Source organism: Sphingobacterium zeae, assembly GCF_030818895.1.
Taxonomy (GTDB): Bacteria; Bacteroidota; Bacteroidia; order Sphingobacteriales; family Sphingobacteriaceae; genus Sphingobacterium; species Sphingobacterium zeae.
The window spans coordinates 5075295-5091326 of sequence record NZ_JAUTBA010000001.1 but is presented as its reverse complement, the minus strand read 5'-3'; the positions used below and the strand labels follow the sequence as shown (position 1 = coordinate 5091326).

The following is a 16032-nucleotide window of genomic DNA, read 5'->3' as shown; positions in this document are numbered from 1 at the left end:
ACTCTCTCGTCCTGAAAAAACTTTACTGACGTTGCTCAATCTTGATGCTATTATCTTACTAGATAATGACAGGCTTTTCAGGCATAAAATCCTTTAGGCTACATTCTAATCCTGTTGCCAGTTTGTTTAATTGATCGTAGGTATACATACTGGGAGAGTTTTCTATTTCGATTTGGCCTATATATCCTGAAGTTACTCCAAGCATTTTAGCAACTTTCGCTTGACTTACGTTTTTCGCATTCCTTATTTCTCTAACCAATTTCACAATTTCCCACTCGATTTTAGTTTTCGGTATTTTTTCACCCATAATTTTTTAAAATTATTTGCATAGCTATCACTAAGTAATTATATTTGCTTAGTGATAGCTAAGTTTTGATGTGCTATCTGATTTTTTATTGATGCCTTTAATTATTGGGCATCGAGTTAACTTGAAAATATTAAGTGTTTTAAGCACTTTGATATTATTGACGAGTCTCCAACTTTCCACTTGGTACCTGGGAAGGAGGCGGTAAGGTTAGCTCATTACCTGCGAATATTGTATCTTTGCATACGCGCGGGAATGAGCCTTGCTGAGTAGCCGCTTCCGGGTACCACCTTAAGTTTACTTAAGGCCTAGCTAATGCTTACGGGCTTTAGCGAAAGAGTGGGGAAAGGCAAGGTTTCATTCCTTCGTTATTCTGGAACTCGTTCACATAAAAACCAAAACGATTATGAGAACGAAACGAACAAACACCACCCATCGCCCGCATTCGATCAGAGACAGGATGTCGAGGTATTCTCGCAAATCACATTTAAAGAACATATTCCGCGCACCAGAATAGGTTGCGCCCCATCAAAAACAGGCTATAAAGAGCAATAAAAAGGGGAGGTGTTGACTTTCCTTAAAATGAAAAGACGGCTGAACCCAGTTCAGTTAATTTCCCTCTTGATACGCCTGTCACCGACCTATACACTTATATAATTGCATTAAAAGGTAATATTGGCCAATGTTACAGCTTGATTTAAAATTCGCACCTTAAAATTAAGCAAATTTTCGTTGAGTCCAAACTTTTTACCTGCAGTTTTAATTGCAATCCAATATTGTGTTAGGTCGGTATTTACTTCTTTCCGACAGGGAGCGCCATAATGAACCCTATTTATGCCTTGAAATTGTATCTCGGCGCTTTTCGGACTTTTAATCTTATTTGTCCATTTCGCATAGGTCGCATTTGATCTGTGCAATGACAAGCCTTTTGAACGTGAAAAAATCGCGAAGGGGAAAGCTATGCCCTTATCTCAGCGAGCATCCAAAGGTTTGTCGTACTCGATGAAACTAAATTATGAACCAACACGCAAACAATCTGCTGCCCTTTGAGCTAGCATGTTATGAAATATACGACAATGGATACGATCCATTACATACCATTCGGGAGTTCTGGTCCCAACATACAATAAATGATTGTCAGGAAAGGCTGTGGGAACTCTTTGAAAACTATAGAAAGGGCATCACACAGGCAGATGCTGCCGACGTAAAGCAAATGCATACCGTTTTGATGAAACTGTGCCGTGTGCTGATGGCTTATTTCCTGGTGCATTTCCGCAAGATCGGTATCGATGCGGTGCCATTTACCTTTGCAGAGCCTACCGATGCCATTACGGCCGATCTGGAAGCCAAGCTAAGGATCCACAGTTTTTTTAACCGAATTGCAGAATAGTACCTAATCCATAAGCAGATGACAAAAAGAGCCAATCTTTGCGCTGCCTTATTGGATAAGGTAGTCAATATTCCAGTTAAACAGATTACATTTCTTGTAATCGTGTTCCTCTTAGTTTTTCAATCCTATTTATCTTGTTTTTTAAAGGCATTGAAGAACATAAGAGCTTTTATTGTATTAGCTCTTATGTTTTTTAATTCTATTATTTGTTCATTAAAGGTATTAAAGAATACAACAATGCTTTTTACCTGCATTGCTGTATTTCATATGTTTAGTTTATCAGCTCAGACGCCCCGCAAGGACAGCGGGGCCGATGGGCTCAATGGACTCACAGCGCTCAATCCCGGTGATCCTATTCCCGAAGCTGTATGGAAAATGCCATTAGAACTTAATTATTTTGATGGAAAGAAAAATATTGTAAAGCTTGCTGACTATAAAAACAAGCTGATTGTATTGGATTTTTGGTCCACAGGGTGCGCGTCCTGTATTGAGGGAATACCCAAAATGGAGCTCTATCAGCAACGCTTTAAAGATGATATCGTCGTTCTGCTCGTAAATAGCAAGCGTAATAAAGATACAGCGAAGCGTATAAAAACGAGATTTGAAAAATACAGGTTTGATTTTAACTATACGCCGATCTTACCAACGATACTGGATGATACGGTCTTTACCGCTTTGATAGAGCACAATACACTGCCGCGTATAGCCATCATCAACAAGGCCGGTGTTTTTATAGGAACCAGCTCATCAGCGAGCCTGTCCGAACAGCATATTAGCGCTATGCTCAAGACGGATAAACTACCTTTCGAAAGTGAAAGAAATATCCTCAATAAGGTGATCGACCATGTCGAAATGCCCTTATTGATCGATACAGTAGGGTTGACCTACACTTCGACAATAGCGCGATATAAAGTGAATTACAACAGCATTTATCCGAATGTTCACTATAAGAACGGGCAGACATTATTGCAGACTGGAAACACTACCGTAAGAGCCATGTATCAACATGCTTTCCCGGAGGTGTTCAAAGATAAAGTGTACGGTACCTATGTCTTCCATAGTTCGGTGCCATACAAATTTAAAAAACTGCTGAACGATCCGCATACCTATTTCTGGTATCAGTATTTCAACAGGGACTCGGTAGACAACTACAGCATCAACCAGGCGTTTCGACGTGCATTGGTCGATAACTTTGGGGTGGATGTCAAACTGAAATTTGATTTTCAGGATGTCTATATCCTAAAAATTGACCCTTCCAATAAAAGCATTTTGTCCAAAGGTGGTATGCGAATGCAGTCGATCGAAGAGGGAAGCTCTGCGCTGATCATGCAGAATGCAGACCTCATTGGCATCGCGAATTTCTTGCGTACAACTTTGGATAGACCCGTCTTGGTCGAAGGAAAGGATCTTCCAAAAGTGGACCTTTTACTGCCGTCAAATTTCTATGACTTGGATACCGACAGCAAGATAGCACTGTTGGCCGAGAAGGGACTTATCCTCAGTAAAAGTAGAAACCTGCTCGAGTATCCATTTTTCTATAAACCTATTGAATAAACGACCATGTTAAAATATATAATATCGGTTTTGTTATCCTTTTTATTAATGGGCATAGCAAAACCACAGCAAAAAGTTTGGGTAAAGGGCACCATTCTCGCTAAGCGGGATAAATCGCCCATTGTGGGCGCTACCATAAAAGAACAGCGCAGAAACAACCAGGCAGCGAGTTCGATTGGCGGGAAATTTTCTATACAGGTAAGTGATGACACCGATTCATTGGTCTTTAGCTACGTAGGCTATAAGACGGCCATTGTCGCAACCAAGCAGCTTCTAACACAACAGATCATCCTATTGGCGCAACAGGAAAATTATCTGGAAGAGGCGACTGTCAATACGGGTTATCAGGTACTGAAACCAAATGAAATAACGGGAGCGGTAGATGTCGTTTCCAACAAGACCTTGAACGAACAGACAGGGACAAACATCCTGCAGCGTTTGCGCAATGTGGTACCTGCATTCCGCTATGACAATAATCCTGTTAAAAATACGGACCTCAATAAATTGAACATTTCGATCCGGGGATTGAGTACGATCAATGGAAATCTCGATCCACTCATTGTGCTGGACGGATTTATCTACGAGGGCGACATGGCCAATATCGATCCGAATAGCATCGAACAGGTTTCGATTTTAAAGGATGCAGCAGCCTCGGCGATTTGGGGTGCACGTGCTGGCAACGGAGTCATTGTCATCACATCCAAAAAAGGACGGATCAACGAAAGTGCGCGTATATCTTTTAATTCCACCTTCATGTTGCAGGAAAGGTCGGCCTATACCAATCTTTATAGGGTGGACAATGGTACCTTCATGGATATTGAAAAGATGCTGTACGATAAGGGATATTACAATTTTAATATCAATACCTTGAAATATGTGGCCATGACACCGTTTGTGGATCTGTTGGATAGGAGGGCAAAAGGCTTGATTTCTATAGCGGATTCGACGAAATGGGATAATTTCTACAGAACACAAAATGGAGCTCAAAATTATATGGATAATTTTGTTTCCGATGCGGTTACCCAACAGTATGCCTTAAATATCAGTGGCGGCGGCTTAAGCAATTCGTATAATTTTGGGTTAGGCTATACGCGTGCAGGTACCGAACTGGCAGCAAAGACGAGAAAGCTCAACCTACAGCTCAACAATAGTTTTAGGCCGACAGAGAAGTTACAGATAGACCTGTCGGTGTTGTTTACAGATCAGTTATTGCGATCGGGCAAACCGGCATTCAACTCTTTTGTTAATTCAAACAAAGCAGTGCCCTACCTGAGTTTCTTTGGGCCTGAAGGAGAGCAAATCCCTTTTGAAAGAGAATATCGTAAACTGTATCTGGATAATAACTATTCGAATGGTTTTCTCGACTGGAATTATTATCCCTTGTCCGACCATACAAACTCGCAGACATCAAATAAACTGCGGGAGCTCTATAGCAATCTGGCGTTGAACTATAAACTGACCTCGTACCTGTCAGCTTCTTTCTCCGGTCAGTACCAACAGCAGCAAGTGTTGGTCGCAGGATCGGATAATAGCGACAGCTATATAGCAAGGCGTACGGTCAATCAGTATATGCAGGTAGATAAGAATACCGGAGCAGTGAAATATAATGTGCCTAAAGGAGGCATATTGCGCACAAACAATGGGACAGGATCGTCCTATACATTAAGAGGGCAGCTGAACCTGAATAAATCGTGGCCGGAGCATCGGGTAATCGGCGTAATCGGTGCTGAAATGCGCGAGCGTTTATACAAGGAAAATAGCCAAACGGCCTATGGGTATACGGAAGACCCTTTATTGACAGTTCCTGTCGACTATGTCAATACCTATCCCATCAACCCGACCAGTATCAATATGAATGTGGTCGGCGCGCCTTCTTTTCTCAAACAGGTAAATCGCTTTGTTTCGCAGTATGCAAATCTAAGTTATATCTGGCACGATAAGTATGGGGTGTCGGGTTCGTTCCGGAAAGACGGTGCCAATGTTTTTGGTGCTACGACCAATGACAAATGGTCGCCACTCTGGTCCATGGGACTATTTTGGGAACTGGGTAAGGAGAAGTTTCTTGAAAGGAATTTTATCGATCACTTAAAATTGCGCGCCACCTACGGCTACAGTGGCAATGTGGATCTCCGTAAGACGAAAGATCCCGTGGGCAGCGTGTCGGTCGATCGAAATTCAAACCTGCCCATCATCATGATCACTTCTCTAAACGATCCGTCGCTCCGTTGGGAGAAAATAGGTACATTAAACATCGGACTGGATTACGCGTTTTTTAATCGCCGCATATCGGGCTCAATCGACTGGTATAATAAAAATGGAAGGGATTTATATGGTTTATCCAATTACGATTATACCTCATGGGGATACCAAAGTACAATTACTAAAAATATCGCCGCCATGAATGGCCGTGGTTTGGATTTATCGTTAAATACGGTTAACCTTGATGGAGCGATCCAATGGAAATCACGGCTGACCCTCAGCTTTAATAAGAATAAAACCACAAAGTATTACTCAACCACTCCAAATACGCTAAATACATTCATTAGTAATGGTTACGGGATCACGCCGATGGAAGGCTTTCCGCTTAATGGTCTTTCGGCTTATAAGTGGATGGGTGTAGACGGTAAGGGCCAGGGTTTGGGCCTACTGGATGGTGAACCGTCGGCAAATTATAGCGCAATCCGCGCCAGTATTGCAAAGAATCCACTGCATTCGGAAAGTATGGCCTTTATCGGATCGTCAAAACCACAGGTATTTGGCAATCTCGCAAATACTTTTGCATGGCGCTCTTTTGACCTTTCGGTTAATATCAGTTATGCGGGCGACTATTATTTTCGAAAACCTGTCACCTCTTATACGACCTTATTTTCCACAGGTACGGCTTATCCGGATTTTGAGCGTAGGTGGCAAAAGCAAGGTGACGAGTTGACAACCGCCGTACCGGCCTTGTTTTATCCGGTCATATCCAGTGCGGACAGTTTCTATGCCAGCGCGGATATCAACGTGGTCAAAGCTGACCATATCCGTTTGGAATATATAAACTTCTCCTGGCGGAATTCGCTAAAGATAAACAACAGAGCAGTGCAGCTACAGATATATGGTAATGTGTCCAACCTGGGTATTTTATGGCGGGCAAACAAGGAACGCATTGATCCGGAATTTCCCTATCGCATAGCACCTACAAGAAATTACGCACTGGGATTAAAATTAGATTATTAAACGATCAGCGATGAAAAAGATAAAATACTATGTGTTTTTACTAGGACTTATGATGGTTATCATGGCGTCGTCCTGTAAAAAGTTTCTGGAAGAAAAGGCGAATGCTTCTATGGTGGTACCACGTACCCTAGAAGATCTACAACGTATATTGGACAACGCCCAAAGTATGAACGCCGGCTTATCCTCCATGAGCGAAGCGGCATCCGACAACTACGCACTCACGGAAACACAGTTCAACAGTCTGCAGGAAGTATACAGACGAAACTATATTTGGGACAATGACGAATACTATTACAACAATGACTGGGCAAAAGGGTATACAGTCGTTTACAATAGCAATCTTGTGATCGATTTACTGAAGAAAATCGGCCGTACCGCCGACAATGCCCAGCAATACGATCAGGTACTGGGGTCTGCATTGTTCTTCCGGGCGAGCCAATATTTGAATTTACTATGGACATACGCCAAAGCGTATAATGAGTCCACCGCGGACGCTGACCTTGGTATTGTGCTTCGGGAATCGGCAGACTTTAATAAAAAGTCTGTCCGTAGTTCCGTTAAACAATGTTATGAAAGGGTAGAAGCCGACCTATTGCAAGCCGCGGAGCTATTACCTAACAAAACTATACATGTGAACAGACCTGCAAAATCAAGTGTCTACGGTATGCTTGCCCGTTATTTTCTGTCCAAAAGAAGTTATGTAATGGTCGGTCAGTACAGTAGGCTTTATCTGGAAAACCGAAGTGAGCTGATTGACTTCAATGACGACAAACAGGTAAATCAAAACGCCACCTATCCATTTGAAAAATTCAATAAGGAAATTGACTTCTACCAAGAGTTAAGTGTAAACTATTTGGCTGTATCGCGCGCATTTGTGGATCCAACGGTATACAATTCCTATGCTGGGAACGATCTGCGAAAAGTGTTGTATTTTAAGAATAATGGAGCCGGAATAATCAACTTCAAGGGGAATTACAATCCGGCAGAAGCACTTTTTGCTGGCATTGCTACGGATGAGGTCATGCTGATGCAGGCAGAAAGTCTTGTAAGGTCGGGGCAAGTGAAAGATGGCATCGCGTTGCTGAATAAACTACTATCGACACGATATAAAAGCGGCAGTTTCCAACCTTATGAGGTTAGCGACCCAAAGAGTGCGTTGGAGCTGGTATTGAATGAGCGGCGGAAGGAACTCCTGTTTAGGGGGCTGCGCTGGATGGATATCAAGCGGCTGAACCTCGAGGAGCGGAATATCTCGATTGTACGCAGTGTTGCCGGACAGGTTTATACCCTCAAACCCAACGAAAATCGTTTTGCCCTACCTTTACCTTATGATGTTATACTGGAAACTGGCATGCCGCAGAATCCGAAATAACCAATACGGCCCCTAAATGGGGCCGTTCAATGTGAAAATATGTGCAGATCAGAAATTAATCCCTGTTGATCGGATTAAATGCCGTTGTGCTACTACCTCCTGTCCTGGTCGGAATATAATCGTTGGAAGAAGGACTGCTTTCTTGCGCACCAAGTTGTATTTTGGCAGGATCCAATTGTCCAGTAGATGTTAAATCACTGGAATCGACCTCTTGCGCACAAGCTTTACTGTTTCCATTACAATCTTGACCGTTGGGTGTAGTGGTCCAATTCGACTCGTCCTGTACTTGTGACGGATCCGAAGAATCGCCATGGAAGTAAAGCATCACGCTGGCAAAAGATTTGCCGGATAATTTTTCAACAGCTTTTGCACCATTGAAACATACTGCGAAGGCTATCGCTAACATCATGTAGCCTTTGCGATTGAAGATACTAGTCATATGACTATCCTCCTTTCTGTACAGCAGACCGCTTTTATTTTTCTTTTTTAAATACTTCTTGGTCTGCGACAATTTGGGTTTATAATTAACCATAGTTTTTTCCTGAAACTACAGTCTGATTATTTATATAATATTTATTTTTAGTTGATTGCATACCTTTATTTAGAATCTTTGTACGGATAAAAAATGCAATAAGCGACACGATAAATAGAATACCATTGATCCATAAATGTGTGATCCGATTAACGTTTGTCAGAAAACTGCTGCACATGCAAGGTGCATTTTTGAGTATACCATTTACGCCCAATGCGATATAGATGCTAAACAGTAGAATCAATAGAAGTGAAAGTTTCCAGCCCAGAGATTCCAATTTCCTATTTGGCATGAAAAGCAAGATTGCCAGCAAGATCTCAAGCAGTGGCATCAGCCAGGAAAGGATTGGAGCAAAGTCACCGATAAGTGGTTGTTGAACTAAAGAGAGCTCAAATGCTTCATGGATCCATATCTTGTCCATGCCAACATAGAGCCAGAATAGGATCATTCCGCATCGTATGATTTTATAAGTCCAATAGTATATTTTATCTCCTCTCATGTTATTGACAATTTATCTGCTGCGATTAATGGTTCACCTTAACAGGCTTTTACTTTTCTCAATCATTTTATACCAAAGTTCGCCAGTAAATAGCACGTGGGATATACAGAATCTGGACTCTTGTATATACAGAATCTGGGCAATGAATACCAATAGCAATATATATGAATAATAGTAATGTATAGGCGAATTCATTGTTATGGATGCCATCCATAAAAGATATCTTGGCGGGGTAGCATACAATCTATTTGATAAGATTGACATTGCTGAGTATATGTGTGATCCAATACACCCCGACCGTTGGGCTAATGTATTTGCGATGGAATATTTGATCCAATATACGCAGTCCGAAAATAGTATCGTTGAATATGGGGAATTTGCAGAAGAGTGGGTGAAAATGATGGAGACGAATGAGGGGGGAGACCTTGTCGGAAAAACAAGATCGCTATTGGATGCTTGGCATAAAAGAGTTTTAGAGGACCGCATCCATCTTATCATGAAAGGAGATGATGGGAAGGATACAGCATAAATCTATGTTAAGTTTGATCAACCTTGTAAAATACGACGATCAAAATGTGTAGAACGAGCTAGTCAATGCCAAGGTACCTATAGTGATTATAACATGCAATCAAAATGAATTGCTATATTTAATCATGCATGCAAAACCTGAACAACGTAAAACATCAATAGTGCCAGCATTATTCAAAGTGCTTGTTGGTACTATTGGTATTTTTGCTATTATGACAGTTTGTTTCTATCACAATGAGCTGGATGTCGATGGCAATTTAACGGTAGGATTTCCATGGATATTCTATAGAGAGGGAAGCGGCTATAGCCTTGATCTTAATGAGCAAGTCGGATACCATGAGTTTGAACCTCTAAAATTGATCGGCAATATTCTTTTTGCGGCTACTTTATATCTTCTGATTTTATGGATTTATAGTGCTTTTAGTGGGAAGCCTAAGCAATAAATCTTAGGTTTTTTGTTATCCTTTTGTTAAGTTTTTATAGCGTGCTAACCCGGTTTAGTTAAAAACTGTTAATGTTTTATTGACCCTGCCTTCATATAGCATTTGTAATCTTGTACCCATAAATCAAATGCGCTACTTATGAAATTTAAAGCCAACAATGTCTTTTGGTTGTTATGTGCCATTGCAGCGAGCTCACCCGCTGTTCAAGCCAAATCGCTCACACTAACCACGTCACAATTTACGTATGCACAGGGGATCGTTAAAGGCCGTGTCGTCGACGCCCAAGGAAATGCTGTCGCAGGAGCAACCGTTCAAAATTCGAAAAGTAAAAAATCTGTTCAGTCTGACGAAAAAGGGAATTTTCAGATCGAGGCCGAAATGGGTGATAACCTCAGTATTTCTTTTATTGGGTATAGCAGACTTGTGCAAGCTGTTACCCAATCCAGTGGGCAGATCTTTTCCTTACATACCGACGAGAACACACTGGAAGAGGTGACCATCTCTATCGGATATCAGCGGATCAGAAAGTCGGATGTCACGGGCGCAATCGCCAGCGTTAAGGCCGAAGAACTCAATTTGAGCGCACCAAAGTTATCCCAGGCGTTGGTTGGTAAGGTAGCAGGCGTACAAGTCATGCAGACAAGTGGTGCCCCATACGATGGCACCAAAATGCGTGTTCGCGGTATGGGATCGATTAATGCTGGTTCGGATCCATTGTACGTTATTGATGGTTATCCAGCAGGGAACAATCTCAATATCAACCCCAATGATATTGAGTCTATCGATGTTTTAAAGGATGCCGCTTCTGCAGCGATCTATGGTTCCCGTGGCGCTGGTGGTGTTGTATTGATTACGACCAAGCGTGGCAAGGAAGGTAAAAGTAATGTGGACTACGAAGTATTGGGGGGCTTTGGTCAGCTTTCCAAGAAAATCGATGTTCTAAATTCGGAACAGTTTATTGATCTCCTGATTGATGGTCGTAACAATTCGTATAAAGACCTTCTGGCTACGAAAGGGATCGCCTGGAGCGACAGTAGACGCTTTGATGATAATAAAACACGTATTGCCAATGTTGGAAATGCCGGCTCAGTAAGTATTCCTGAAGACTACTATGACTTTGCGTCTGGCACAGCAAAAAAAGCAAAATATGATACGGATTGGCAGGACGCCTTATACCGTAATGCACCTTTCCAACGTCATAATCTATCTACCTATGGCGGTAACGAAAAAAATCGCTATTTCCTAAGCGGGTCTTATCAGAATCAACAAGGGATCATGCTCGGAACGGATCAGAAAGTCTTTAATTTCCGCGCCAATATCGATAGCAAAGTGAGTAAAAGACTGACCGTTGGCGCTAATGTATCGTTCACGTATAACGACAATAATGAGGTAACTACCGGACGTTACGATAGAAGTCCATCCATGGCGGCTTTGATCTATCTGCCGACTTTGCCGGTTTATAATGAAGATGGGACTTATGCTAAATATCTGATGGCTGATCTTTCGGCGAACAATTACGGTATCCAGAATCCTGAAAACCCACTGGCTTATGTCACTGAGATTAAAAACAATCGCCGTGGAAAGCGGGGTTTATACAATGCTTTTGCTGATTTTTCCATTATGGATGGCCTAAATCTCAAGGTGAACGGTGGATTGTCTACCTACGACGAGAAGTATGATTATTTCCGTCCGACAAGTATATCCGACGGAAACAACAAACCATTTTCACCACAGGCAATTTCTGCTGCCTATGCAGATGCCAAGACAAAAAATGAATTGGACAAATTGCTGGAAACAACGTTGAACTATAACAAGACCTTTGGCGGCAAACACCAGGTATCCGCATTGTTAGGTTATTCAGCTCAACGAACAGATTACGATTATCAAGGTGTGAGAGCCAACGGTTTTAATAATAATGCGATTGGGGAAATTACGGATAAAGGGGCTGACCCTTCTAATTTCCAATTGCTAAAAGACGATACGTTCAAACGCATCACCACGCTCCAGTCTTATTTTAGCCGTGTAAGCTATAGCTTTGATTCCAAATATTTCCTTTCAGCTTCCATTCGTACCGATGGATCATCACGTTTCGGGCCAAATAACAAATGGGGAACCTTCCCATCGGTTTCAGGTGGTTGGACCCTATCCAAGGAGGAGTTTTATACAGATTGGTTAGGACAACAGTCAACGGTCAAACTAAGAGCGAGCTGGGGACGTAGTGGAAATAATAATATTGGTGATTATCGCGCGTTATCCGTTGTCAACTCGCCAGCAGGAGTTATTCTTGGCGATAAAGTGGAGACTTCCTATACAGCAAGTGATCTGTTCGATCCAAAATTGGGCTGGGAATCAACCTCGCAATACAACGCAGGCGTGGATCTCGGTTTGTTAAAAGGCCGCCTCAACATTATGACCAACTTCTACCTGAGCCGTTCCTTCAATTTATTATTCAACCAGCCACTCTCCGCTGTATCTGGATCAACGACGATCTTGACCAATCTGCCAAATTCGAAGGTGCAGAATAAAGGTTTTGATCTACAGATTGATGCGACACTGATTCGTAAAAATGAATTTGAATTGGGATTGAGCGGAAATATCAATGTCAATCGTAATAAAGTGTTGGATTTGGGTGGAGCTTCTACCATCTTGACCAATGGTGCTGAACGCTCTTACTTAACGCATATTACACAAGAAGGAAGTCCAATTGGTATGTTCTACGGCTTTAAAGTTTTGGGTGTTGCCACGGAGGAAAACTATAAAACTGTCGCACCTTCCGCAGCTTCAACAACTCCGCTACAACCTGGAGATCTTTATTTTGAAGATGTTGACGGCAATGGTATCGTCAATGATGCCGATAAACGGGTGATCGGCAATCCGCATCCTAATTTCACCTATGGCTTTGCCGTTAACGCACGCTATAAGGCATTTGATCTACGGGCATCATTTAATGGCTCTCAGGGTAATAAAGTGCTGGATGGCTATGATTATTACCTCTACAATATGGAAGGCTCCGGCAATCAATATGCAGATGTGGCACAACGTTATCGTTCAGCGCAAAATCCGGGAAATGGTAAAGTATACCGTGCATCGCGTGGTGGTACGCAAAGTAACAGTACACGTCTTTCCGATTTTTATTTGCAGGACGGTTCATTCTTGCGTATGACAAATATTGCTTTGGGTTATAATCTTCCCAAAAGCCTAGCAGAAAAACTAACACTTTCTGGTGTAAGGGTCTACGCTACAGTGGACAATCCATTTACGATTTCTAAATATAAAGGCTACAATCCGGAACCGGATTATAACCAACGCGGCAACTTAACTCCAGGTGTGGATTATGGACTTTATCCATTGGTGCGATCGTATAACCTTGGTGTGAAAGTAACGTTCTAATAGCAGTGTGTAGGAGCTATTTGTGCAGCGGAAATATTAAGTAAAAACCTATGGCAATAGCTTCATTATAGTAAAATGCAGTCCCATGAACACCCTTGGGTTACATGGACTGGTAAAAAATAAAAAAATAACAGGATGAAAAAAAGATATATATTACCCTTTGTTTTGTTGGCATTGTCTTCATGTACCAAAGATTTCTTAAATCAGAAAAATCCCAATGCTGTCACAATCGATGATTATTTCAAGTCAGAAAATGATGTGCTCTTGGCGGTTAACGGTCTTTACCAGTCCCTTCGTTCGGGAAGTACACTTGGGGAATCGAGTACATTATATAACGAAGAACGTTCGGATAATTCAGGACGTAATGACAATCAATCCAATGCCGGGGAGCCTTTCCAATTCAATGACTTTTCGTTGCTGCCTAGCAATACCTACCTCAAGACACATTGGTCGGCTATGTATGCGGCAATAAGTCGCTGTAATGTGGTTCTGTCACATGTCGACGATGTGACCTTTACTAGTGAAGAATTAAAAGGACGTTATATTGCGGAAGCGAAATTCGTTCGTGCATTATTATATTTCCATCTGGTACGTAAATTCGGAGATATTCCATTATCTACTGTACAGGTGACCAGTAAAGAACAAGCAAATGAATTGGCTGTTCGGCAGAAAGAATCAATTGTGTACGAGCAGATCATTAAAGATTTGACCGAGGCTTTGTCCAGCAATCTTCCCAATACACAAAAAGATTACGTTATCGGCAGAGCATCTAAAGCGGCCGTGAATGCAATTTTGGGACAAGTATACCTCACTTTGGGCGCTACGCAGACGTCGGGGAGTGCAGAAAATTTTGCGAAAGCAGAGCAGTACCTCAATGCGGCCTACCAAATGCGAACTTTTGGTAAACTGAACGAAATCCCCTATGCGGATGTTTTCGATGTGACCAAGAAAAATAGTTGTAAAGAACTTGTTTTTCAGATTCAGTACAAACAAGGAGATCAAAACTATAGTTCAAGTATTGCCCGTAACTACCAGGCGCGGGGGGAGACGATCAATTCACGTTACAATTCTACAGGTGCTGGTGAGGTAGCAAAACTAGATTTGATTAAAGACTATGAGCAAGACGATATACGAAAAGCCTTCTCGGTAAAGTTTGCCGCGAATACCCAGGTTAACGATTGGTTTGTAACCAAATTTAGAGATAATAGTGACGCTGCCGGTACCAATGGTTGGGGCGGAAACGACTGGATCTTGATCCGTTACGCGGATGTGATGCTCTTATTGGCCGAGGCGAAGTATCACCTGGGTAAGGATGCCGAAGCTATCGCGCTTTTGGATCAAGTACGTGAACGTGCGGGGTTGCCATCTTATGCAACGGCTATGCTGAATACGAGCTACCGTAGTAAATATCCAACGTTAAAAGAGGCCATCTTGCATGAACGCCGTGTGGAACTGGCATTTGAAAACCAACGTTGGTTTGATCTCATCCGTAATTACAATGCACAGGAACTGGTGACTTATTTTAAGACCAAAAGCCAGGCTGACTACGGGAATGCTAAAATCTCCAATATATCCACAAAAGACCGATACTATCCAATTCCTTTTGATGAATATAAGCTGGATCCGGCACGTATGTATCAAAACCCAGGTTATTAATTGAATAGTACACACAAGGTCGGTAGATGAGCTGTCTACTGACCTTGCTTAGTTTAGAACGATGGTCTTTCCTTCTGTGGCCGATCGTTTTGCAGCTTCCAGAATCTCGACTACGACGACATTATTATGAATTGATCCGAGATCATTTTCCGGGATTATTTTATGTTTTAAGACCTGTTCAAGGTAAGCAATGTGGTGCTCAAAGTAAGGAATTGTTGTCGGCACCATCATCGGTGGATCATTCTGTTGTTTGTATTTTAGAAGCTCCTTATCGTTTTTGGCGTAGAGCTGGGCTTTTGTACCAAAGATCTGCAGGTCTTTAACACTATATGGCCAAGCCCAGGAAGCTTGGATAATGCCTGTACTGCCATCTCGATAGTTAAGAATAATAGTGGCGTTGTCGTCGACCTTAGGATAGACTTTCGGTTTTAATTGTTGTGTGAATGCTGTGACGGAAATTGGTTTTTCCCCATTTTTGAGCCAGGTCATGAGATTAGCACCATAGCAGCCAAAATCCATGATTGCACCCCCACCATTTTTTTTCGGATCAGTGAGCCAATCCAAAAAGTAATCGCTGCATCCGATTTCCTTGGGACCTTCATGTCCGTCTTTTACAAGCATACGTGTGATTTGTCCAACTTCACCTTTGTCCACCAAATCCTTCAGTTTCTGATTGCTTTTATACCACGTCGTTTCATAATTTACCAAAAAGGGCGTATCAAACTGTTTGGATAGGTGTGCGATCCGTTTTGCATCGTATAAAGTGGTTGCGAGAGGTTTTTCCACCATAACAGGGATTTTAAGCGGGAGGCAGGCCTCTGCCACATAGATATGCTCATCGGTGGGATTGTAAGCCAGCACGGCTTCTGGCTTGATATGCTTCAATAAACTGGGCAAATCCTTATAAAAGATAGTCTTTGGCAGATTATACTGCGTCCGTATTGTGTTGGACAAGATTTCATTCGGTTCAGCAATACCAATAATATCCACTTGCTTATCCTTATATAAATTTAGAAGCAAGAATACATGGTCGTGGTTGAGTCCTGCAACAGCTACTTTAAGGCGTTCACTGGCCTCTGTGACCTGATGAGATAATAGAATAAGCAGAAAAGTTATTTTGATCAGATGCTTCATCATGTTAAGTT

General features: G+C 42.0%; 12 protein-coding genes. 8 read left to right on the top strand and 4 right to left on the bottom strand.

Annotation, left to right across the window (positions count from 1 at the left end):
* Positions 1 to 58 precede the first annotated feature (58 nt).
* Positions 59 to 307, bottom strand: coding sequence for a helix-turn-helix domain-containing protein (locus tag QE382_RS21340; protein ID WP_307187681.1), 249 nt, complete (start codon positions 305 to 307; stop codon positions 59 to 61).
* A gap of 1012 nt (positions 308 to 1319) precedes the next feature.
* Between QE382_RS21340 and QE382_RS21335 the strand changes: the two genes are divergently transcribed.
* The 4 genes from QE382_RS21335 to QE382_RS21320 all read left to right on the top strand — a co-directional run bounded on the left by QE382_RS21335 (position 1320) and on the right by QE382_RS21320 (position 7839).
* Complete coding sequence (locus QE382_RS21335) at positions 1320 to 1694, top strand: hypothetical protein (RefSeq protein WP_307187680.1); 375 nt, start codon at positions 1320 to 1322, stop codon at positions 1692 to 1694.
* 267 nt (positions 1695 to 1961) lie between these two features.
* On the top strand, positions 1962 to 3248 hold the full coding sequence (locus tag QE382_RS21330) for a TlpA family protein disulfide reductase (protein WP_307187679.1): 1287 nt from the start codon (positions 1962 to 1964) through the stop codon (positions 3246 to 3248).
* Between the two features lie 48 nt (positions 3249 to 3296).
* Positions 3297 to 6467, top strand: coding sequence for a SusC/RagA family TonB-linked outer membrane protein (locus QE382_RS21325; RefSeq protein ID WP_307187678.1), 3171 nt, complete (start codon positions 3297 to 3299; stop codon positions 6465 to 6467).
* A 10-nt stretch (positions 6468 to 6477) separates the two neighbouring features.
* Positions 6478 to 7839, top strand: coding sequence for a RagB/SusD family nutrient uptake outer membrane protein (locus QE382_RS21320; RefSeq protein ID WP_307187677.1), 1362 nt, complete (start codon positions 6478 to 6480; stop codon positions 7837 to 7839).
* Positions 7840 to 7894: 55 nt separating this feature from the next.
* Here QE382_RS21320 and QE382_RS21315 read toward each other — a convergent pair whose 3' ends face one another.
* Both QE382_RS21315 and QE382_RS21310 read right to left on the bottom strand, forming a co-directional pair.
* Positions 7895 to 8371 carry a hypothetical protein gene (locus QE382_RS21315; protein ID WP_307187676.1) on the bottom strand — a complete coding sequence of 159 codons (477 nt, stop codon included), beginning with the start codon at positions 8369 to 8371 and terminating at the stop codon, positions 7895 to 7897.
* Positions 8364 to 8870: a MauE/DoxX family redox-associated membrane protein gene (locus QE382_RS21310; RefSeq protein ID WP_307187675.1), complete on the bottom strand. Its 507-nt coding sequence runs from the start codon at positions 8868 to 8870 to the stop codon at positions 8364 to 8366. Before QE382_RS21310 ends, QE382_RS21315 begins: the two co-directional genes overlap by 8 nt.
* A gap of 199 nt (positions 8871 to 9069) precedes the next feature.
* Between QE382_RS21310 and QE382_RS21305 the strand changes: the two genes are divergently transcribed.
* From QE382_RS21305 to QE382_RS21290, 4 genes are all read left to right on the top strand, one after another.
* Complete coding sequence (locus QE382_RS21305) at positions 9070 to 9399, top strand: hypothetical protein (RefSeq protein WP_307187674.1); 330 nt, start codon at positions 9070 to 9072, stop codon at positions 9397 to 9399.
* Between the two features lie 124 nt (positions 9400 to 9523).
* Positions 9524 to 9841 (top strand): hypothetical protein, encoded by a 318-nt coding sequence (locus QE382_RS21300; protein WP_307187673.1) that lies wholly within the window; start codon positions 9524 to 9526, stop codon positions 9839 to 9841.
* Positions 9842 to 9979: 138 nt separating this feature from the next.
* Positions 9980 to 13231, top strand: coding sequence for a SusC/RagA family TonB-linked outer membrane protein (locus QE382_RS21295; protein ID WP_307187672.1), 3252 nt, complete (start codon positions 9980 to 9982; stop codon positions 13229 to 13231).
* A gap of 135 nt (positions 13232 to 13366) precedes the next feature.
* The gene (locus QE382_RS21290; RefSeq protein ID WP_307187671.1) at positions 13367 to 14887 is read left to right on the top strand and encodes a RagB/SusD family nutrient uptake outer membrane protein; all 1521 of its coding nucleotides are present in this window, start codon (positions 13367 to 13369) and stop codon (positions 14885 to 14887) included.
* A gap of 48 nt (positions 14888 to 14935) precedes the next feature.
* On the opposite strand, the gene QE382_RS21285 is transcribed toward QE382_RS21290, so the two are convergent.
* Positions 14936 to 16024: a Gfo/Idh/MocA family protein gene (locus QE382_RS21285; RefSeq protein ID WP_307187670.1), complete on the bottom strand. Its 1089-nt coding sequence runs from the start codon at positions 16022 to 16024 to the stop codon at positions 14936 to 14938.
* Between the last annotated feature and the right edge of the window lie 8 nt (positions 16025 to 16032).